Below are 21,795 nucleotides of genomic sequence, written 5' to 3' on the forward strand. Positions count from 1 at the left end.
CGCGGCGGGCGGCTCCCCGCCGCGACGGCCCCGTGCCCGGGTGGGTTACGACCGGGCGAGCTTCCACAGCTGGTTGGGGTAGCCGTTGCAGGTGTACTGGACGATGTCGCCGCCGGGACCGGTGGCGGCACCGGCCACGTCCAGGCACATGCCGGTGGCGTGGCTCGGGGTCGCCCGGTAGTAGCCGTCGCGCGCGTACGTCAGGTTCCAGACCTGGTTGGCGGCGCTGCCACAGGTCCACTGCAACACGTTCGCGCCGGCGGAGGTGGCGCCGCCGGCCACGTCCAGACACATGGTGCTCGCGTGTGAGGGCCGCAGGCGGTAGCCGGCGGTGGCCTTCTCCAACGTCCACCGCTGCTCGCTGCCACCGGTGCAGGGCCACTGCACGACATCGGTGCCGGCGGCCGTGCCGCTACCGCTGACCCCGGCGCACTGTTGGCTGTGCATCGCCACCAGTTGGGTGCTGGACACGTCCCGACGCCAGCAGCGTTCCGCGCCCGGCGTGGTGTGCCCGAACACCGTGCCGGTGCAGGCGACGCCGCCGGTGTGCACGCCGCGCACGTAGTCGCCGTCCGCGCCGTAGCGGACCTCGGACGTGCCGCTGAACGCGCAGGTCTGACCATCGGCGGCACAGTCGGTCCAGGCGGAGTCCTCCACCACGAGCCGGTCGACGTTGCCCCACACCCCGCCGCCGGACGTGCCAGGCTGGCCGAGGACCCGTACCCGCACGGTGTGCCGGCCCGCGGTGAGGGCGGGGCTGCTCCACACCTGCACGCCGTCGAGCCGGACGGTGTTGTAGAGGTTGAGGGTGGTCTCCGCGCCGCCGTCCACCGAGACACCGACCCGGCCGCTGGACGGCGCGAGCGTGCCGAACAGCGTCGCCTTCGTGCCCTGGAACGTGTAGGTCGCGGTGGCGCCGATGCTCTGCGACGAGTGCTCGTCCTGGTCCCACAGCCCGTACGCGCCGACGGCGCCGCCGCTGTAGCCGGCGTCCTGCCACGAGCCGGAGTAGGCGGCGGCCGAGTCGTTGACGATCTCCGCCGTGCTGGCGGCGGCGCTGTAACCGACGTTGCTCAGCACGTACGACACCACGGAGTTGGCGGGCACGGAGGCGGCCAGCGTGCCGGCGTTGACGGTGACCGGGGCGAGCTGGGCGAGGTTCTCGGTGGCGGAGGTGCGCCACACCTGTGCGGTGGCGCCGCTGGTGGAGAACCGGTTGAGCTGGAAGTTCACCGGCAGCGTCTCGGTGGTGTCGTTGTAGGTGACCAGCACCAGCTTGCGGCTCGCCGGGTCGTACGCGGCCACCGACTTGCCGTTGCCGGCGTCGATGATCTGGTAGCCGGGCTTGATGAACTTGCTGTACTGGCCGAGGGTGTAGAACTGCTTCTGGATGGCGTAGGTCTGCGCGGACCCGTCCAGCGGGGCCTGGATCAGCCCCCAGTAGCCGGGGCCGCTGCCCCGGGAGCTGTCCTCGACGGCCTGCCAGTAGAGCCAGCCGTTGGCGCCGACGTACGACAGGTCGTTGGTGACCCGGGTGGCCAGTTCCAGCCCGGCGTCGAGTTCTGAGGTGATGTCGTAGCCGCCCCAGCCGGCGGGGCCCCACTCGGACTGCCAGAAGCGCAGGTCGCGGGCGCGGACCCGGTCGCGGATCGGGGCGGCGTCGGAGCCGGCGTACCCGTGGGCGTTGACCTGGCCGAGTTCGGCGCGGGCGGCGTCGGACAGTGCGTCGTACTCCGACACCATGCCGGCGTAGTTGTTGCTGTCGGTGGCGGCGATGTCAGTGTTCATGCCGCGGGTGCGCAGCGCCGACCGGAGGTTGGTGATGATCGAGCTTTGCTCGGCGGCGGTCAGATAGGTGCCTTCCTGGTTGTTGCCCCAGCACCACCAACCGTTGGACGGTTCGTTGAACGGTTCGATGGTCCGGAAATTGACCTTGGGGCTGCCGGAGCCGTTGACGCCGACGGTCGCGAAGCGGTCCGCCACGGTGGCCAGGTAGGCGGCGAAGTCGTCCTGGTACTCGGGTCGCAGGTTGCTGTGCGAGCAGCCCTCGGGGGAGTTGTAGGAGTACCGGCCGGCCGGGTGTCCGCTGTAGGTCATCCACCAGGGTGCGGAGTTGGCGAACAGTTCGAAGGTGCCGACGCCGCGCTGTGCGGCCTGCGCCAGCACCCACCGCTGGTTGGCGTCGACGTTCCAGTTGTAGCTGCCGTCGGCCTGCACGAGGCTGTCGATCCAGGCGCCGTTGCGCGTGGGCAGGTGCGGGTCGACGACCGGGTAGCTCACCCCTGGCTCGCTCGCGCCGACGTTGTAGCGGGCGATGCTGAGGTCGATGCCCTGCACGGTCTGCCCGTCCCTGGTGAACGAGTCGGTGAACAGGTAGTCCATCAGCTGGGAGCGGGCGGGCTCGCTCCACCCGCCGACGACGTCGCTCCACCAGGCCAGCGAGGTGCCGAAGCCCTGGAATTCGTCCTGTAGGACCAGGTTGGGGTTGACCGGGGAGGTGATCGCCGTCGACGCCATCGCGGGGGACGGGGTGAGGGCGACGGCACCCGTGGTGACGGTCAGGAGCAGGGCGCCGAGTAGTGATCGGGTCGTGGTGCGTCTCATCCATGCCTCCGTCAGGAGTTCTGCGTCCGATCCACGGGTGCCCGAGGGCTACGGAGCCGGTGGTCGGGGGATCGGACGACCGCCCGGGTGGGTGGTGGGCGCTGCGGTGCGCGCCGGGGCGGTACGAAGCAGGGTGCATTATTACGACTCAAATAACTAGTCTTGACAGTAGTATTTCCGGTACTCAGAATAAGCAGCCGAACATCGATCAACCGGGAGCCACCTTGCGCACTGCCGCAGACATCCGTCGACGCAACTCGTTCGCCGTCGTCCGGTCGATCCACGCCCACGGCGACGCCAGTCGTCGCGAACTGGCCGAACTGACCGGCCTGAGCTTCGCCACCGTGGCCACCATCTGCTCCGCCCTGCTGGAGCACGGGGTCATCGCCGAGGTGGCCCGGGAGCGGGCCCCGGCGGGCCGCCCGACGGCGAAGCTGTCCCTCAACGGTGAACACGGGCTCCTGCTGGGCATCGACATCGCCGAGACCTACGTGCACGCCGAGGCGTTCGACGCCGCCCTCGAACCGATCTCGTCGACCGAGTGCGACATCGACGTGCACGAGCGAAGCCCCGACCACGTCGTGGAGCGGGTCAAGCAGGTGATCGCCGCCGAGCGCGCCCGGCACGAGGGGCGCCCGCTGCTCGGGGTCGGCGTCTCCGCACCCGGTCAGGTCGACCCGGTCGGCGGCACCTCGGTGTTCGCCCCGAACTGGGACTGGCACGACGTACCGCTCCGCGCCCTGTTGGCCGACTCCGTCGATGCGCCCCTGTTCCTCGACAACCCCCTGAAGTCCCTGGCCATCGCCGAGATGTGGTCCCACCCGGAACGCCGTGAGCAGGACTTCGTCGTGCTCAACCTGGGCACCGGGGTCGGCGCGGGCATCGCGCTCGGTGGCCGGGTGCTGCGCGGGCGCATGAACAGCGCCGGAGAGTGGGGGCACACGGTCGTCGTCGCCGATGGCCGGGCCTGCCGGTGCGGCTCACGCGGCTGCGTCGAGGCGTACGTCGGAGCCCCGGGCATCCTGCAGTCCCTGCGGGAGACGTCCCCGGACAGCCCGCTGCTGCACGGCGACGACCAGACCAGCACGGTCACCGCGATCGCCGAGGCCGCCGACCAGGGGGACCCGACGGCGCTCGAGGTCGTCGAGCGCACCAGCCGCTACCTCGGCGTCGGTGCCGCCTCGATCGTCAACCTGCTCAACCCGGACATCGTGCTGCTCGGCGGCTGGGTGGCCGGCCTGCTCGGCAAGCACCTGCTCGAACGGGCCCGCGTTCACCTGCGGGCCCACGCCCTCGCCGTTCCGATGACGGGACTCGCCCTCGACCTGCAACACCCGCGCGGCAACTCGGTCAGCCTCGGCGCCGCCGCGTTCGCTCTGGAGGGCTACCTCGAATCGATGCCCGACGGCGCGACGGACACCCCGACCTCCTCCCGCCGGCAACCGGCCGGCTGAGCCACCCCCACCACCACAAAGGAATCCGCCGATGTTCGCACCACCGACTGCCCTCCGCCGGGTCGTCGCGGCGCTGCTGGCCGCCGGCCTGGCCGCCGCCGGCCTCACCGCCTGCGGCTCAGACGAGCCCGCCGCCAGCGGCACCACCCTGACCCTGACCATCCGCGGCAACGAGAATGACAAGGCCGTCTTCGAGCAGCGTCTGGCCCAGGCGAAGAAGGCGCTACCCGGAATCGACGTCAAGCTCGTGCAGATCGACAACGACAACTATGACACCAAGGTGCAGACGATGTTCGCCGGCGCCCAGGCGCCAGACGTGCTGATGATCGACGAGGCGGTCAACGTCTACTCCAGCAAGGGCCAACTGGAGGACCTGAAGCCCCGGCTGGCCAGCGCGGGTGTCGACCCGGTCGGCCGCTTCGGGCAGGGCGCCCTGGACACCTACTCCACCGACGGCAAGCTGTGGGCGGCGCCCGACCGTGGCGGCGCGATGGTCGTCTACTACAACAAGGACATCTTCGACGCCCAGGGCGTCGCCTACCCCGACAGCACCTGGGACTGGACGCGGTTCCGCGAGGCCGCTGCGAAGCTCACCGTCCGTGATGGCGGCAAGGTGAAGTCCTGGGGATACGCGGCCGGCGACTGGTGGCCCTGGACGATGACCTGGATGTACCAGAACGGCGGTAGCGTGCTCGACGCCTCCGGCGCCCCGGTGGTGAACTCGTCGGCGAACGTCGAGGCGCTGCAGTTCTACAACGACGTGGTGCTCAAGGACCACTCCGCGCCGTCGCCGATCGACTACGCCAACGCCGGTCTGGACAACGGCAAGCCCGACGCGCTGTTCGAGCAGGGCAAGCTGGCCATGGTGACGACCGGGTTCTGGAACATCGCGTCGCTCAAGGAATCCAGGATCAAGTGGGACATCGCCCCCCTGTGGCATGGCAGGAAGAGCGCGGTGCCCGCCTTCGGCAGCGGCCTGGCGGTGTCCAGCCGCAGCAGGCACAAGGACGAGGCGGCGCGCCTGGTGGCCTACCTGACCTCCGCCGAAGGGCAGTTGCCCATCGTCACCAGCGGTCTCGACGTGCCGGCGAATCTGGAGGCGGTCGCCTCGGAGGCGTTCAAGAAGCCGACCTGGAACACCCGGGGCGTGAACCTGGCGGCGTTCGCCGAGTCCGCTCCGGTGATCTACAGCCCGCCGTTGGTGCCCGAATGGAAGGAAATGCAGAAGGCGTTCACCGACGGCATGACGCCGGTCTGGAAGGGCGAGGACTCGGTGCAGGCCGGCCTGGACCGCGTCCAGAAGTCCCTGGAACGCATCCTCCGCTGACATCGCCATCGATCGGGGGCGGGCAGCGTCCCTGCCCGCCCCCGGACCGAGAAGGGACCATCATGGCGATCGTCGCCGCACCCCCCTCGCGCCGGCCCGTACGACTGCGGCGACGTCGCGAGAAGTGGATCTTCTACGCCTTCGTGTCACCATGGCTTCTCGGGTTCGTGGTGTTCACCGCCGTGCCGATGCTCGCGTCGCTGTGGCTTTCCTTCACCGACTGGGACTCGTTCTCCACTCCGAGGTTCGTCGGGCTGGCCAACTACACCCAACTGTTCACCGAAGATCCGCTGTTCTGGCCGGCGCTGCGGCACACCCTCTACTTCGCCGTGGCGTCCGTGCCGCTGTCGCTGCTCATCGCGCTGGCCCTGGCGAATCTGCTGAGCCGGCCGATGCCTGGAGCGCGCTTCTTCCGCACCGTCGTCTACCTTCCGGCCCTGGTGCCGCTGGTGGCCTCGGCGATGATCTTCCGCTGGCTGCTGGCGCCGGAGACCGGGCCGGTCAACGGCTTCCTCTCCTGGTTCGGTATCGACGGGCCGGCGTGGTTGCTCGACGAGGACTGGGTCATCCCCGCGATCGTGCTGCTGTCGCTGTGGCAGGTCGGTGCCGGCACCATCCTGCTGATCGCCGCCCTGCAGAGCGTGCCGCCGGAGCTGTACGAGGCCGCCCGCCTCGACGGGGCCGGCGGCGCCCAACGGTTCTGGCGCATCTCGGTGCCGCTGGTCACGCCGGTCCTGTTCTTCAACCTGATCACCGGCATGATCGCCGCGTTCCAGGTCTTCTCGCAGGTGTACGTGCTCACCGACGGCAAGTCCGGGCCGTCGAACGCCAGCCTCATGCTCGTGCCCTACGTCTACGACAACGCCTTCCGCTTCTACCACATGGGCTACGCGTCCGCGCTGGCATGGGTGCTGTTCCTCATCATCATGATCTTCAGTGCCGGAGTCCTCCGCTCGTCCCGGGCCTGGGTCTTCTACGAGTCGGAGGTTCGCTCGTGAGCGTACGAGCAGTTCGGGCGAGCCGCGCCGCGACCCGGTATGCCATCCTCACCGTCGTCTCGGCGGTCCTGCTGGCGCCGCTGGTCTTCATGGTGTCGATCGCGTTGTCCAGCGATCAGACCACCCGCGAGATGTCCTTCCGGTTCCTGCCCACCGAGTTCGAGTTCGGCAACTTCGTCCGGGCCTTCACCGCCGACATCCCCATCGGACGGTTCCTGCTCAACAGCACGGTGATCGTCGTCGTGTCCTGCGTCGGCATGACCCTCTCCAGCGCGCTGGTCGCCTACGGCTTCGCCCGGCTGCGGGCACCCGGAAAGAACATCCTCTTCGGCGTGCTGCTGTCGACGATGATGATCCCGGCCGAGGTACTGCTGATTCCCCAGTTCATTCTGTTCCGCCACCTCGGCTGGATCGACACCCTGCTGCCGATCATCGTGCCGAACTTCTTCGCCAACGCGTACAACGTCTTCCTCATCCGGCAGTTCATCACCCGTATCCCCGCCGAACTCGACGAGGCGGCCATGCTCGACGGCCTGGGCCACTTCGGGCTGTTCCGCCGGATCATCATGCCGCTGATGAAGCCCGTCCTCGTTGCCGTCGCGATCTTCACGTTCACCTTCAACTGGGGCTATTTCTTCGGCCCGCTCATCTACCTGAACAGCGAGGAGAAGATGCCGCTCGCCCTGGGCATCCAGGTGCTCTCGGCCACCAGCTCCGGCGCCCAGACCCCGCCCTGGAACATGGTCATGGTAGGCGCGCTGATCCTGATCCTGCCGATGGTGGCCGTCTACTACTTCGGCCAGAAATACCTCTACGAGGCCGGTGTCGTCAGTGGAAGCGCGGGTCTGAAATGAGAAGCATCGAACTTGCCGGCACCGAACTGCGGATCGACGGCGTGCCCCGGGTGCTGCTGTGCGCCTCGCTGTTTCCCTTCCGGGTGCCCCGGGAGCAGTGGCGCGACCGGCTGGCCGCCGTCGCCCGGCTCGGTTACCACGCGGTCGACGTGTACGTACCCTGGAACCTGCACGAACCCGAACCGGGGCAGTGGGACTTCACCGGGCAGCGCGACATCGCGCACTTCCTCGAACTGGCCCGCGACGCCGGGCTGTTGGTGCTGGCCCGCCCCGGCCCCTACATCTGCTCGGAATGGGACGGTGGTGGCCTGCCCGCCTGGCTGACGCTGACCGAAGGGCTACGCGTGCGGCAACACGAGCCGCGCTACCTCGCCGAGGTGGACCGGTGGTACGGGCAGATCATGCCGATCCTCGCGCGGCACCAGTACCCCGACGGCGGCGCCGTGCTGCTCGTGCAGGTCGAGAACGAGCTGGACTTCTTCGACTGCGACGACCCGGCCGAGTACCTCGACGCGCTCGTGCGCTCCGCCCACCGGCACGGCGTCACCGTCCCGCTCGTCGCCTGCGCCGGCCAGGGCGACATCGAGCGTGCCGCCGGCGGCGCAACCCATGCCGTCCCGGCGGTGAACCTGTACCCCGACGACGAGGCGACCGACGTCGAGGCGCACGCCGCCTACTTCGAGGCCGCGCTGCGCAAGCAGGACCTGCCGCTGCTGGTCACCGAGACCAACCGGTTGCACCGCACGCTCAAACGCCTGCTGACCAGCGGTGCGCGTCTGCTCGGCCCGTACCTTCAGGCCTCGGGCTGGAACGGCGAGTACGGCACCTCAGTCAACAACTGGGGCGACCTGCTCGCCTTCATGACCCACGACTACGACTTCGGTGGCGTTCTCGACCCCACCGGGGCCGAGCGGGCCGACGCGGCGGAGGCCCGCCGTCTCGCCGCGCTCATCGACGCGCTCGGCCCACGCCTCGCCGCCGCCGTGCCCGCGGGAGTCGCCGACGACGTGCACGGCGACCTGGCCGTCGCGCCGTACGCCCTCGACCTGCACGGCGGCGGCCAACTACTGTCCCTGACCAACCTCACCGACGCCGACACCACCGGCACGGTCGGCGCGACGGCCGTGACCGTGCCCGCGGCCACCTGCCTGCTCCTGGTACGTGACCTGCCGCTGCCCGGTGTCGCCGGCCGGCTGGTCGAGGCGAGCGCCGAGCTGACCGGCCTGGTCGAGCGGCCGGGACGGGTCACCGCCAGGTTCGCCGGCCGTCCCGACGCGCAACTGCTGCTGCGCGTCACCGGCGACTGGTCGGCGACCCCGGAGGGCGACGTACGGGTCGAGCCGGCCACCGGCCGACCCGACCTGCTCCGGGTGACCGGGTCGGTGGGGTCGGTGGTGGTGGGCACCGCTGCCGGCATCGTCACGCTGGTGGTCGAGCCGGCCGAGCCGCCGCCCCCGCCTCCACCGACCACCAGCCGGGAGGTCACCACCGCCCGGTCGTCGACCACCGACAGCGCCCCCGCCACCTGGCGGACCGTCGCGCGGGACATCGAGGCGGTGCCCCTGGAACGGCTCGGCGTCCACCGTGGCGCCGGCAGCTACCGCACCGTCACGGACCTCCGTGGCGTCACCGGACTCGTGCTGCGGGGCGCCGCCGACGTCATCGACGTCCAGGTCGCCGGCACCTCCCGCGGCTGGGTCGCCAACGGCGGCACCGACCTGTGGATCCCCTTCACCGACATTGTCACCGACCCGGACACCGAGCTACGGGTGACGACCCGGGTCTGGGGCCACTCGAACTTTGACGACGGCCGCCTGCCGTCGCTGCGCCTCGGCGCGCTGCGCGGTGTCGCCGGCGTGCTCGCCGTCACCGACGTCGCCGACCTGTCCTCCGGATGGTTCCTGGACGCCGGTGTGCCGCCAGCGGTCGGGACCACCCCACCACCGCGCGGTGACATCGGAGGTTGGATGTCCGGCCGGTTCCCGCAGACCCTGCGCCACCGGCGCACCCTGTACCGTCCCGGTCCGGCCGCGCTGCGCGCCGTCGGGTGCCAGGCCCGGCTGGACGTCGCGGTCAACGGCATGCCACGCGGCGCGATCACCCCGCTCGCACCGGTGCTGTACCTCGGTGACCTGCACGACGGCGACGAGCTGACCATCGAAGCCCGCCGCATGTGGGGCGAGCCCGTCGGCCGACTCGGCCTGCTGCGGGGACACCTCATCGACCGCTGGGAGATCGCCCGTCAGGCCACCGCCGAACTCCTCGCCGGCCGCCGGGACGCCCGGCTCGGCGACGCTGAACTGCCGCTCACCGTCCCCGCCGGACAGGCCCGGTGGCTGCACCTGGGCACGGCGGACCTGGTGGTCGCCGACGAGGCGAACGTCATCGTCCGGTTCGCCGGTGAGGCGCTGCTGGCCACCGCGCTCGCCGGCGGCCACCACCTCGGCCGCGTCTGGATCGGCGCGCCGCCACCCGGTGCCACCCTCCGGGGTGGGCGGGGCGATCTGCTCATCGTCCCCGCCGCCTGGCTGCGCGACGGACTCGACCTGCTCATCGAGGCCACCGGCGCCGAGCCCGGCCGACTGCACCGCATCACCGCCGGCGGGGCGGTCGACGCCCGGGAAGGTGACCGCGGGTGACGACCTTCGACATCGGTGAGACGGACTTTCTCCTCGACGGCAGGCCCTTCCGCGTGCTCAGCGGGGCCCTGCACTACTTCCGCGTCCATCCCGAGCTGTGGCGCGACCGTATCCGCAAGGCACGCCAGATGGGACTCAACACCATCGAGACGTACGTCTGCTGGCAGGCCCACAGCCCACGGCGTGGCGTCTTCCGCACCGACGCCGGTCTCGACCTGGGTCGGTTCCTCGATCTCGTGGCCGAGGAGGGCATGTACGCCTTCGTCCGCCCCGGCCCCTACATCTGCGCGGAGTGGGACAACGGGGGACTGCCCGCCTGGCTGTTCCGCGACGCGACGACCGGCATCCGGCGCACCGAGCCCCGGTACCTCGACGCCGTCACCGAGTACTACGAGGCACTCGCCCCGATCCTGGTCCCACGGCAGATCGACGCCGGCGGACCGCTCATCCTCGTGCAGGTCGAGAACGAGTACGGCGCATACGGCGACGATCGCGCCTACCTGCGGACGCTCACCGAGCTGACCCGCCGTGCCGGTGTCACGGTGCCGCTGACCACCGTCGACCAGCCGGTCGATCAGATGCTGCGCGACGGCGGACTCCCCGAGCTGCACCGGACCGCCTCGTTCGGTTCGCGCCCCCGGGAGCGGCTGGCCACGCTCCGCGCACACCAGCCCACCGGACCGCTGATGTGCGCGGAGTTCTGGGACGGCTGGTTCGACCACTGGGGCGGCCACCACCACACCACCGACGTCGACCAGGCCGCCGCCGACCTCGACGCGCTGCTGTCCAGCGGCGCGTCGGTCAACATCTACATGTTCCACGGCGGCACCAACTTCGGGTTCACCAACGGCGCGAACGACAAGGGCACCTACCAGCCCGTCGTGACCAGCTACGACTACGACGCGCCGCTGGACGAGGCCGGCACCCCGACCGCCAAGTACTGGGCCTTCCGGGAGGTGATCGCGCGCCACGCCGACGTCCCGCCGGCACCGCCCGCCGCGCCCACCGCGCCCGCCCCACCGGTTGAGGCCAGGTTCACCCGTTCGCTGGCCCTGTGGGACGTGCTCGACCTGCTCGGCCAACCGTCGACCTACCCGTACCTGCCCACCGCCGACGACATCGGCCAGTACACCGGATTCACCCTCTACACCCCGCACCTGCCGCCGTCCGGCCACGGGGTGCTGAGTGTCGCCGAGGTCCGCGACCGGGCGCAGGTGTTCGTCGACCGACGCAGCCGGGGCGTCCTCAGCCGTGACCACGGCGAGCGGATGATCGGCATCCGGGCCGACGACGGCGACCTCGTGGAGCTGCTCGTCGAGGACCTCGGCCGGGTCAACTACGGGCCGCGTACCGGTGAGCCCAAGGGACTGATCGGCCCCGCCGGGCTGGACGGCGCGACGATCGACACCTGGACCGTGCGCCCGCTACGGCTCGACGACATCGACCCGGTGGCGCGGGCAGTGCGCGACGGCCACCCGGTCGAGTCGTCGCTGTCCGGTCCGGTGTTCTGCAGTGCCGAGTTCGCCGTCACGGACCCTGGCCGGGACCTGTTCCTCGACACCTCGTCCTGGGGCAAGGGCGTCGCCTGGATCAACGGGTTCTGCCTCGGCCGGTACTGGAGCCGCGGACCCCAGCGCACCCTCTACGTACCCGCACCCCTGCTGCGAACGCGACACAACGAGATCGTCGTGCTGGAGCTGCACGCCGCGTGCCCGAGCGTCCGCCTCCTCGGGCGACCCGCCCTCGGGCACACCGAGCACTAGCCCCGGTCCCCGCCCCTTCACCGCCTAGGAGCTTCGATGGGTACGAGAACACGCACGACGGCCGCGTTGGTGGCGGTCGTGCTGACGACCCTCACCGTCACCGGCCCCGCCGCCCAGGGGGCCGCGCCGGTGCGCAAGGTGCTCGTCGTCGGAATGGACGGCGTCAACTGGTCGAAGGTGGGGCAGGCCGACGCTCCGACCCTGAACGGTCTGTCCGCAGCCAGCGCCCTCGGCGCCAGCCTGCTCTACTGCGGATCGGTCGCCGCGTCGTTGAGCGGCCCGGGCTGGTCGACCGTGAGCACCGGCGTCTGGCCGGACCGCCACGGCGTGCGGGACAACAGCTTCTCCGGCGCTCGGTTCGGCGCCTATCCGGACTTCCTCACCCGCGTCGAGCAGGTGACTCCGGCCCGTCGCACCCTGTCGATCGTGGACTGGCCGGCATTGCACACGCAGTCGGTCTTCGGGCCCGCCATCGACACCCGGGTGACCTACGACGGCGACACCGGCGGCTATGCCGCCGAGGATGCCAAGGTGACCGCCGACGCCGTCGCCCAGCTGCGCGGCTCCGACGTCGACGCCGCGTTCGTCTACCTCGGCAATACCGACGCGGTGGCCCACGCCGGCGGCACCGGGGACGCCTACGGCGCCGCGATCGAGACCCAGGACGCGCAGCTCGCGCAACTGCTCGACGCGGTCGCCTCCCGGCCCACGTACGCGTCCGAGGAATGGCTGATCATCGTGACCACGGATCACGGCCACCAGGTGCCCTCCGGGGGCCACGGCGGCTGCGGAACCGACGACGAGCGACGTACCTGGATCCTCGCCAAGGGCACCGGCCACGCGGCCGGCGCCCGCCCGGCCGACACCAGGCTCGTCGACGTCGCCCCCACCGTCCTCACCCACCTCGGCATCGCGGTGCAGCCGTCGTGGAACCTCGACGGCCGGCCGCTCGCGGTGCGCGTCGGTGAACCGTTCGACGCCCTGACGCTGCGACCCCGGGTCGACGAGACCGGCATCCCGGACTCCGTGCGGGGCTGGACCCCCACCGGCCCGGCCGGCTGGAGCGTCGACCGCTCCGCCGTGCCGAGCGGTGGCGTCACCGAGTGGCGCGGCTGGTCCTTCACCAACGAGGAGTTCTGGACCCGCGCCCAGTCGGATCAGGAACGGGAGAACGGACTCCGCCTCCGGGGGGTCTTCGCCGTGGCCGATTCCGATGAGTTCGACGACCTGCCGGGTGGATCGACCTTCGACTCCACTCTGGTGAGCCCCACCTGTCCGGTCACCGCGGGCGGTTCACTCTCGATCCGCTACGTCACCCACTACGTGCAGGAGGGCGGTCAGACCGGCGACGTGCTGGTGTCGTTCAACGGCAGGCGCGACCAGGTGGTGAAGCGGTACACCACCGATGCCCGCGCGCGCGTGGAGTCGTTGACCGTGCCCGTACCGGCGAATGCGACCTCGGTGCGGGTCAAGTTCCGCTACTACAACGCCAGCAACAACTGGTTCTGGGCCGTGGACGATCTCCGTGTGACGATGGCGTGATCCCGGGCCGTCGGCACAAGTGGTTGCGGCGCCACCGCCCGCTTCGCCCGCCGCTACCGGCCGCTGGAGCCGCTGTTCGGCGGGCTACAGGTTGTTGATCCGGGCCAGCAGCTCTGCCTCGGTCAGGTTCTCCAGGACCGCGTCCTGCTTGCGGCCCAGGACCGCCAGCAGCTTCTCCTTCTCCAGCTTCTTGGCCGCCGCGGCCTTCGCCGCCTGGTCCTCCGCGAGGCGGACGGCGATGACGTGCTTGACGACCTCCAGCTTGGTCTCCAGGGTCGCCTTGGCCGGATTGGCCTCGGTGGCCACGAACGACTCGGTGTCGACGGCCTTGAGTTCGGCGTTGACCGCCTTGGCCACATCATCGAGGCTGAAGCCGGACTTGGCGGTCAGCGGAAGCTCCCACAGCTGCTCCGTGGTCAGCAGTCCCTTGACCGACGGGTAGCGGAACTTCTCCCGCGTGGCCTGCTCGAAAATGGTCACGGTGGCCTCTCCGACGAATCTGTGTAGGGGTTCAGAACTGGATGCTGATGAGGCGGCGCCGGCCGCCGGTCATGGTCACCTTGGCGACCACGGAGTTGCGGACGGTGGAGCTGAAGCCGAGGCCGGAAAGCTGGTCCGGAGACGGTTCACACTTGGTGCGGTCGCCGAGCACCTCGAAAACCTTGCGATGTGGTTGCAGGTCGCCGCGGAGGAACTCGTTGTAGATCCCCCGCGTCGGCTGGTCGTTCACGCACCCCTTCAGGATGAAGAGGTAGTGCCGGTTGCCGACCTCGTTGTCGTCGAAGTAGTTCGGCGAGTACATGATGGTGGACACCGGTACGAACTGTTCGGTGGTGATGCCCCACAACTCCTTGCTCGCACTGCCCGACTGCACGTCCTCACCTGGTCGGAAAGCGGTGATCACCCCGTTGGTAACCGTCATCCGGCCCACATCGACGGTCTCCTTGTGGCCGACCGCGCGCTCGTGGCGGTAGTGCTCGATCTTCCCGTTGCTCTCGGTCTCGACCACGAAGCCGACCTGGGTGCTGTCCCGCCTGCGGTACTGGTTCACCTCGATCCGGTACTCACCGTCGGGGACACGGTCGGTCCAGGTGACGTTCTCCACCGGCTCGCGGGAGAGCGTCCCGCCGGCGTTCATGTCGACATCCAGCTTGTTGCGCTTCTCCTGGTACCAGATGTGGTCACCGTTGGGTTCGTACACGTGCAGGTCGAGGTCGTCGTGGTTGAACCAGGACAGGCTCACCCGCAGCTTGCCGGTGACGTTGCCGCCGGCCCGCTTGACCCTCTCCCTGATCGAGTCGGTGACGTTGCCGCCGTACGACCAGCCGAAATCGTTGTCCCACTTGAACAACCGCGGAGCAGCCGGGTGCCGGCCGACGGTGAGGCTGACGAAGTGCGGCTCGTAGGAGTTGGCGACCCACAGGTCGATGGCGGCGGCACCGGGCAGGATGTCCTTCAGGAAGGAGGCCACGGGGATCTCCTCCGGCTCGGCGTCGCGAAGGAGCGCACTCGACGACCTGGAGGTGGCCGCCTGCATCAGCAGCCCTTCGATGCCGTCCTTCATCCGTGCCTGCGTGTCGTTGTTGACCCACAGCACGTTGGTGACCGACACGTCGGACAGCCGGGCGAACCGTCGCTGCAACGACTCCTCGATGCCCAACTCGGCGATGGTCTTCATGGCGGCCTTGACCATGCCCGGGGTGATCAACGCCGTGGGGCGCTGGTAGTTCTGCGGCGCCACCTTCGCCTCGAACGACCGGACCGCCTGCTCCAGGTCGACGCCCGCGGAGAGATCCTGGACGAGGGTGCCGATCACCGTGTTGCGGAACCGGGCCGCCGGGTTCATGGCGTTGGCGAAGACGAAGGCACGCCGGTCGGCGGCCTGGGTCCACCGGCTCTGCAGCGAGCGGAACTCGGTCACCGCCCGACGATGCTCCGCGCCGCGGTAGAGGGCGTTGCCGTCGACAAGGTCGACGACGGTGTCCAGAGCGTGCCGGGTCAGCTCGGTCAGGCCACGCTGGAAGACCTGCACCGCGGCGTCGAAGGTGCCCTGCGCCGCGCCGACGTCCTCGGTCCGGTGCCGCCGCTCCACCCGGCCGTGCAGGTGGTGCCACACCTCGACCTGGCCGTCGCGCAGCGTTCGGGTGGTCTTCGTTCCGTACTGCACCTGAGCGGACCGGAAGACGGTGGACAACGGCAGCGACAGAACGAACTCGTCCAAGGCGGCGGCGACGACGGAGAAGACCGGGTCGGAGCCCGACACCCCGGACCAGACGGTACGGACCCGCCCGTCGTGGATCTCGACGACGTTGCCGAAGTGCTTGATGAAACCGCGGCAGGTCGAACAGTCGTACTCGGATCGCTCACGGAAGCGCAGATTGGCGCCGGCGGGGAAGGAATCGAGAAAGGTGAGCCAGAGCGAGTCCCGGTCAAGACCGTCACCCACGAGGTACAACTCACCCTTGGCCATGGTGGACAGACGTGAAGTCACGTCCGTCGCGAAACGCTCGAAATCGCCCACCGCTTCATCCCCCTTGATCGCCGGTGATCCTACGGAGGGAACGCCAGTCGGAGAAACGCGTTTCCGGCTTTCCGCGCCGTCACAGCCGAGCGCCGGCGGCCGGCGGTCAGTCGACCGGAGCGCGTACGGCGGTGAGGCCCGGGCCAGCGGTCAACAGTTTCCGCCAGCTGGCCGGTGGCGCCGTGGAGAACATCCCGGCTCAAGCTGTGGATGCCTTTCCGGCAACGGCAGGCCTGGATGGCCTCCAACCTCAGCGACCGGTCGCACGGTGGTCAGGTCGAGCTGGTCCACGCCCGCTGTCGCGGCCCCTGACAGTCGTCTTCGAGGCTGCACCGTGCCCGCTATTCCAGTCGATCCGTCGGGGCGCTCATGAGCGCGCTACCTCAGCAGGGTCAGTCCCACCAGAAGGTCCAGCAGTTCAAGCCCATGATTGCGTCGGCGTACCTGCGGAAGGTCTCGGTGTGGCTCTGCCAGATGTTGTCTGGGCAGAAGGCGAAATGTTCGGCGGTCACCTGCAGGGCTAGGTGTACTGCCCAGGGAGGTTGGTCAACCTGGTGACGGGCGGTTTGCCGTCGGTTGCGGTGTGGGGGCGGTGGTGATTGTAGTGATGGAGCCAGGCGGGTAGGGCCTTGCGGCGGGCGGCTTCGGATGTGTAGCACCGGCCGAAGGCCCAGCCGTCGGTCAGGGTTCGGTGGAAGCGCTCGACCTTGCCGTTGGTCTGGGGCCGGTAAGGACGGGTCTTCTTCGGGGTGATGCCGAGTTCCGTGCAGGCGTTGCGCCAGGCGTGGGACCTGTAGGCGGAGCCGTTGTCGGTCAACACTCGCTCGACGGTGACGCCCCTGGTGGTGAACCAGGCGACCGCGCGGTGGAGCACGGCGGTGGCGGTGGCGGCTTTCTCGTCCTGGTGGATCTCGGCGTAGGCGACCCGTGAGTGGTCATCGACGACGGTGTGCACGAACGCGGTCCCGATCCGCGGATCCCGATGGTGGTTGCGGGCGCCGGTGCGGCGGGCGGTGGCCTGCCTGTTGTGTTTGCCCTGGGCGCGGCCGACATAGCGCCACCCGCCGCCGTCGGGGATCTGGCCGAGCTTCTTGACGTCGATGTGCAGCATGGCGCCGGGGTGGTCGTGTTCGTAGCGGCGCACGGGCTCCCCGGTGCGCCGGTCGAGGTGCGACAGCCGGTTGATCCGGCAACGGGTCAGGACGGCGTGCACGGTCGAGGCGGGCATGCCGAGACGGCCGGCGATCTGCACCGGCCCCAGCCGCTGCTTACACCGCAGGTGCACCACTTTGCGCACCAGCGGCTGGCAGGTGCGGTTCGGGCTGTGACTCGGCCGGGATGACCGGTCGGCCATGCCATCGGCGCCGAGTTCGGCGTAGCGTGCCGCCCACCGTTTCGCCGTTGGCCAGGACACGTCATAGCGTTCCGCGGCCCGGGCGACCGGCCACCCCTGGTCCACGATCAGACGCGCCAGGCGAAGACGTGCACGCGGGGTCAAAGCGGCGTTAGCGTGGGACACGAAGGCCTCCTGGTTGGCGGAGCGGTTCCTAGACAGCTCCACTCCACAACCGGAGGCCTTCGTCATCACGTCTATCTACGTCGTGTCGTCACACAACCTCAACCAACGTCCCTGGGCAGTACAGCTAGGTCGGGGGTGACAGGTGGCGCGGCGATGCTCAAGTGCAGGGTGTCGAAGCTCAGGCCGACGGTGTTGTTGTCCCAGATGTCGGCGAGGTGGCCGATGCAGGTCACCCAGCGTGCCGCCTCGCGACGTCGGTGACTTCCTGGCACCAGTCGGGCTGGTAGCCGGGGATACCGAAGTTGAACGACATGACGGCAAGATGGTTGTGGTCCGGGCAATCCTCGACGGGTATCCGGCTTTGCCGCTACTTCCGTGCGTTGTGGCTTGATCGGGACTGGGTTTGCTCTTCGGCCTGATCGAGCCAGCCTCGGTACCAGCGCGTGAAGCCCGTCGGGGTTCCGTCGGGCTCGTGCAGAGGCCGGAACCCGCCGTCGCTGGCGGTGTCGTCCGCCCACAACTGACCGCGGGCTGGTCCGCTGATGACGAGGGCTTCGCGGTAGGCGCAGCCAAGGTGACAGAGATAGAGCAGCCCGATGGAGTGTTCGGGTGAGAAGGCGACGGCATCGTGCTGCTGCCAGTAAGCGTCTTCAGCCTCGTTGAACTTGCCCTCGGAGTCGAAGTCCGCCTCATCGGGGGGATCCGGCAGGTCGGCTGCGGGGTTGAATGCGTCGGTGTGCGGGAACGGCTGGCCCAACGTTTCCAGGTCGGTGAGTTCGGCGCCGTCGCCTGCCCAGTGCCAACGGCCGCCGACCCGTTGAACGGAAAAGAGCCCGTACGCCGGGCCCGCGCCCCCACGACCGACCTGTAGAAGAAAGGAACGGTACTCGGCGGGTAGCTCGACAGCCAGCTGCGACTCCAGCTCGGCCAGCTCATTCGTGGTCAGCGGCGGCTCGCGTCGCCACTGATGGCCATTGGCTCCGAAGACCGTGCCGGCAGACGGGTGCGTCGACAATCTGGCCAGGCGATCGGGCACATCCGACCAGTCCGAGAGGATCACGGCAACACCCTAGACGTGGGCTGCGGACATGCGCTCACATCGCGAGCGAAGCGCGGGTGTTGTGCCGGCGATGACGCTGACCGGCCCAGCGTCGTCAGCACCGGCGCGACGGTTCCGGACCCGTACCGGCTTCTTGTCGGTCTGCTCGGCTTGCGGCTCCACGGGAGCGCAGGATCGCGTGAGAGGCAGCCTTCCCGCGATCGGCCGCAGCGTGAGCGTCTACGGGTGGTCTGATCCTTGCCGACCGTGGGCGAAGCGGGCGGCAGGGCTTCATACGTGTCGCGACCAGGGGACCTGCGCGAGGGGATGGCCTCTACTCATCTGGCTGAGGTTCCTGGTGGCTGAGCGACGGTTTTCCCGGATGGAGGGCGTCGTTGGCGTCCGGCGCGGCCATCTGGGTGGCGGCGCGTCCGGTTGAGGCTCTGGTGGTGGTGTCGGATCCGACTTGAGGTAGATCGTGCGGTCGGTTGGAGGCGCGGTCCGGCGGAAGCAGGTGCCGTATCAGCTCGTAGGCGCGGGGCACGTCTCGCAGGCCCGTCAGGTGGGCGATCACTGTTCCCTCAGCGGTTGCCTCCATGCTGTGCCAGCCGACCGACACACGCTTCGTGCGCCGACTGGTGGTGTCGCCTTGAGCGACGTCGACGGTGGTGACCTTCAGTTGGCCGTATCCGAGCACTCTGCCCGGTAGGGACTGCTCGTATCGCAGGTCGGTGATGTGCCGCAACGGCAGCTCGACGTATCGTGACATTGTCGCCACTCGCATGCGGAGGTTCGTGACGGTCACCTGCTCGCTGGAGGCGATGAAGAACGGCACGGCGGCGGTAATGATCAGTCCGATCGCAAGGCATGGCAGGCTCGGGAACAGGAAGAGACATGGAGCGATACTCGCGACGAGGACCGTCACGGCGGGCAGCACCGCTACGGGATGCATAGTCAGTTGAACACACACGTGCTCGCCGGGCAGTAACGTGCCCTGCTTGGCCAGCTGACGCCACGGACCCAACTGCCATGTGTGGGCTGCCTCCCAACCGGTGCTCCAATCGTCGATCGGATCGGTCAGATTCTCGGCGGCGGGTGCACGGGCAGCGAGTTTCGTGGCCAGGGTGGGATCGCGCCAGCGCTGACGGGACCACGGCAGCCGTTGCAGGACCAACGCGTCACGTCTCGGCGCAGTGCGGTGCCGCTCGATCAAGGTGACGAACTGTTCCAAGCGCTGTTGCACACGTCCGTTGGCGTCGGCTTCTGCGAGGTGGTTCTGCAGTCGGAGATGGCGGAACTGGTAGACAGCGCCGATCTGGCGTAACACGCCACGCCGGTGGGCGTCGATCAGAAACGGCATGATCCGCCAGGGCAGGCGGCGCCGGAGCGCGTAGGACAACCGCGTGGCCGCGAAGCGGCTGGAGGCCGGACCGAAGTCGCTGATCAGCGCGGTCACGGCGGTGTGAGCCACGGCGTAGGCGAGGTAGCCGACGAGTGTGACGGGGCCGGCGAGCAGCCAGATGAGCAGCGCGAAGGTGCCGCGTTGGCCGAGCATCGAGATCAGTCCGGCGCGTCTGTCCAGACGCACCAGCTGCGCCGGCCCGACGGCGCGGGAAACGTCCACCGGCTGCACCAGCCAGCCCGGCGCGTTGGCTATGACCACGCCAAGCACCGCCGCTGTCAGCAGGAAGCCGTTGATCTTCGGCACCGCCAGATGCGGATACCAGGTTCGCACGACGCCCAGGGCGGTCAGCCCGGTCAGCGAGACGCCGACCCAGAGTCGCACGAGCGTCCACCGCCAGGTGACGGGGCGCCGCCCAAGGGCCGAGGGCAGCGGCGGCACTTCGACGGAGCGTCCCAGGGCGACAAGACCGGTGCCCAAGATCGCCCAGACCGCCACCCACGAGGCGAAGACCCGCGGGTCGGCCATCACGTCGACGTCGATCATCGGTGGCAGATCAGAGACCTGTAGGGCGTCTATCGTCTCCGTGACCGACGGCGGGAGGTGGACACCGATCGGGCCTGACGAGGCCAGTCGACCCCACTCGGCGAAGAGGTTTCGTCCCGGGGCGGGTGCGGCCAGTGCGATGGCGAGGGCGACGGCACCCCAGAGCAGCGCCGCGCCGACGGCGCAGCGCACCGCCACGACAAGCGACGCCCAGAACCGGCTGGGGTCGCTCATCCGCCACCAGGCGAGGTCTCGGCTGTCCGCGCGGGCCAGGTCGGCGGCCAGAGCGGCCAGCCACCGCCGTGCCTGCTTCGGGCGGCAGCGAAACGGCGTTGGAGCGGACCGGTCACCGTAGACTGCAGGTATCAGGGCTTCCAGCAGGTGCTGTTCCATTGTGTGCGCATCGGAGAAGGTAAGAAGCTCCGCCGGATCGTTGGTTTGGCGCTCGTACACGGTGCGGGCCAACCACAGCATCAGCGGGTTCGTCAGCACCTGCGCCGCCACGCCGGTCGGCGCGGCGGTGACGTTGTCGAAGATGGCCTGCCAGCGGCCCGTTCGCGCGCCCGCGGTGGCGGCGAGGAGGTAGTCGCGCACCTCGCCGGTGGATAGCGGACGCAGGTGCACCGCTGTGGCGAGTGCTATCGGGCGTCCCGCCCGATGCTCGGCGCCTCGGTATTCATCCGGGCGGCTGGTCATCACCAGCGGTCGGTCCGAGCCGTAGGCGTTGATCTGCTCAATCACCCAGGCGCGCTCTGGTGCGGGCAGCTCATCCAATCCGTCCAGGACGGGCAGGATCCTCGCGGCGTCGACCAGCGCTTGAGCAACGGTGACGGGTGCGTGGTCGCCGGCGCGTACCCGCGCGGCGAGCGCGGGGCTGAGGTTCACCAGTTCGTCCGCCAGCCACCGGCTCAGGGTGGCTCCGGTGTGCCAGTTGCCCAGCGGCACGAGAACGGGCAGGGGATCTCCGGCCGATCGTGCGGCCAGGAGGTCGCGGACCAGGCGGGCTACCAGCACGCTCTTTCCCGACCCGGCCGTGCCGAGGATGACCAGCCGTGGTGTGGCCAAAGCCGTGAAGAACGCCGCGACGTCGGTGAACACGCCGGCGCTGGTGCCTGGCGCGTCGTTCGGTTCACCTGTGTCACTGCTGGGGCTGTTGGCGGTTGCCCATCGCACGGGCAGCGGCCACGGGTCGTTGATCCGCCGTAGCCGTTCCTCGTTGGCCCAGATGCGGGTGAGGGCTACGGCAAGGTCCTCGGTGGCCTGCTCGAGATCCGCGTTGGATAGGGGCTTCGCGTCGCGGGTCCACCCCAGTAGCCGGCGCAGGATCGCCGTAAGTGTGCCGGCGGCCAGGAGCACGAATCCGGCGATACTGGCAGCCTTGTCGCCCCAGTCGAGGTCGTTTTCACGCACTGACCAGCCGGCTCGTGCGAGCAGGGCCACGGTTACGCCGACCGCGACGACCGCAAACAGTCGGCGTACCCGCACGCTGCGCACACCTCATCATTGCTGACGGGCCGGTCATGCTCAACGCAGGTCCCTCGATGATGGATCTCTGCGAACCTTTAAGTGGGGCGTCCTGAACGATGA

At 69.4% G+C, this 21,795-nt stretch carries 14 protein-coding genes; 7 read left to right on the forward strand and 7 right to left on the reverse strand.

Annotated features, from left to right (window positions below):
* Positions 1-45: 45 nt before the first annotated feature.
* Positions 46-2,604, reverse strand: a complete 2,559-nt coding sequence (locus OG767_RS10535) for an RICIN domain-containing protein (protein ID WP_405093217.1) — start codon at positions 2,602-2,604, stop codon at positions 46-48.
* Positions 2,605-2,828: 224 nt separating this feature from the next.
* Here OG767_RS10535 and OG767_RS10540 point away from each other — a divergent pair, with 224 nt between their 5' ends.
* From OG767_RS10540 to OG767_RS10570, 7 genes are all read left to right on the forward strand, one after another.
* Complete coding sequence (locus tag OG767_RS10540) at positions 2,829-4,058, forward strand: ROK family transcriptional regulator (protein WP_405093218.1); 1,230 nt, start codon at positions 2,829-2,831, stop codon at positions 4,056-4,058.
* Between the two features lie 31 nt (positions 4,059-4,089).
* Positions 4,090-5,385 carry an ABC transporter substrate-binding protein gene (locus OG767_RS10545; protein ID WP_405093219.1) on the forward strand — a complete coding sequence of 432 codons (1,296 nt, stop codon included), beginning with the start codon at positions 4,090-4,092 and terminating at the stop codon, positions 5,383-5,385.
* Between the two features lie 62 nt (positions 5,386-5,447).
* Positions 5,448-6,383 (forward strand): carbohydrate ABC transporter permease, encoded by a 936-nt coding sequence (locus tag OG767_RS10550; RefSeq protein ID WP_405093220.1) that lies wholly within the window; start codon positions 5,448-5,450, stop codon positions 6,381-6,383.
* Positions 6,380-7,237, forward strand: a complete 858-nt coding sequence (locus tag OG767_RS10555; protein WP_405093221.1) for a carbohydrate ABC transporter permease — start codon at positions 6,380-6,382, stop codon at positions 7,235-7,237. Before OG767_RS10550 ends, OG767_RS10555 begins: the two co-directional genes overlap by 4 nt.
* Positions 7,234-9,876: a beta-galactosidase gene (locus tag OG767_RS10560; RefSeq protein ID WP_405093222.1), complete on the forward strand. Its 2,643-nt coding sequence runs from the start codon at positions 7,234-7,236 to the stop codon at positions 9,874-9,876. The genes OG767_RS10555 and OG767_RS10560 overlap by 4 nt, the downstream gene beginning before the upstream one ends.
* Positions 9,873-11,639 carry a glycoside hydrolase family 35 protein gene (locus OG767_RS10565; RefSeq protein ID WP_405093223.1) on the forward strand — a complete coding sequence of 589 codons (1,767 nt, stop codon included), beginning with the start codon at positions 9,873-9,875 and terminating at the stop codon, positions 11,637-11,639. The genes OG767_RS10560 and OG767_RS10565 overlap by 4 nt, the downstream gene beginning before the upstream one ends.
* Before the next feature lie 36 nt (positions 11,640-11,675).
* Positions 11,676-13,181 (forward strand): alkaline phosphatase family protein, encoded by a 1,506-nt coding sequence (locus OG767_RS10570; protein ID WP_405093224.1) that lies wholly within the window; start codon positions 11,676-11,678, stop codon positions 13,179-13,181.
* An 84-nt stretch (positions 13,182-13,265) separates the two neighbouring features.
* Here OG767_RS10570 and OG767_RS10575 read toward each other — a convergent pair whose 3' ends face one another.
* The 6 genes from OG767_RS10575 to OG767_RS10600 all read right to left on the reverse strand — a co-directional run bounded on the left by OG767_RS10575 (position 13,266) and on the right by OG767_RS10600 (position 21,702).
* Complete coding sequence (locus OG767_RS10575) at positions 13,266-13,661, reverse strand: hypothetical protein (RefSeq protein ID WP_405093225.1); 396 nt, start codon at positions 13,659-13,661, stop codon at positions 13,266-13,268.
* 31 nt (positions 13,662-13,692) lie between these two features.
* Positions 13,693-15,702 (reverse strand): YfaP family protein, encoded by a 2,010-nt coding sequence (locus OG767_RS10580; protein WP_405093226.1) that lies wholly within the window; start codon positions 15,700-15,702, stop codon positions 13,693-13,695.
* 392 nt (positions 15,703-16,094) lie between these two features.
* Complete coding sequence (locus OG767_RS10585; protein ID WP_405093227.1) at positions 16,095-16,214, reverse strand: DUF4253 domain-containing protein; 120 nt, start codon at positions 16,212-16,214, stop codon at positions 16,095-16,097.
* Between the two features lie 8 nt (positions 16,215-16,222).
* Positions 16,223-17,221 (reverse strand): IS481 family transposase, encoded by a 999-nt coding sequence (locus OG767_RS10590; RefSeq protein WP_405094185.1) that lies wholly within the window; start codon positions 17,219-17,221, stop codon positions 16,223-16,225.
* Positions 17,222-17,588: 367 nt separating this feature from the next.
* On the reverse strand, positions 17,589-18,281 hold the full coding sequence (locus OG767_RS10595; protein WP_405093228.1) for an SMI1/KNR4 family protein: 693 nt from the start codon (positions 18,279-18,281) through the stop codon (positions 17,589-17,591).
* Positions 18,282-18,594: 313 nt separating this feature from the next.
* A complete protein-coding gene (locus OG767_RS10600; RefSeq protein WP_405093229.1) occupies positions 18,595-21,702 on the reverse strand; it encodes an NACHT domain-containing protein in 3,108 nt (1,035 codons plus the stop codon).
* Positions 21,703-21,795 lie beyond the last annotated feature (93 nt).

Source organism: Micromonospora sp. NBC_01392 (genome assembly GCF_045040125.1).
Lineage (GTDB): Bacteria > Actinomycetota > Actinomycetes > Mycobacteriales > Micromonosporaceae > Micromonospora.

Coding starts and splice junctions, on each gene's coding strand:
- OG767_RS10535 (WP_405093217.1), bottom strand. CDS start 2,604: ATGAGACGCACCACGACCCGATCACTACTCGGCGCCCTGCTCCTGACC.
- OG767_RS10545 (WP_405093219.1), top strand. CDS start 4,090: ATGTTCGCACCACCGACTGCCCTCCGCCGGGTCGTCGCGGCGCTGCTG.
- OG767_RS10550 (WP_405093220.1), top strand. CDS start 5,448: ATGGCGATCGTCGCCGCACCCCCCTCGCGCCGGCCCGTACGACTGCGG.
- OG767_RS10560 (WP_405093222.1), top strand. CDS start 7,234: ATGAGAAGCATCGAACTTGCCGGCACCGAACTGCGGATCGACGGCGTG.
- OG767_RS10570 (WP_405093224.1), top strand. CDS start 11,676: ATGGGTACGAGAACACGCACGACGGCCGCGTTGGTGGCGGTCGTGCTG.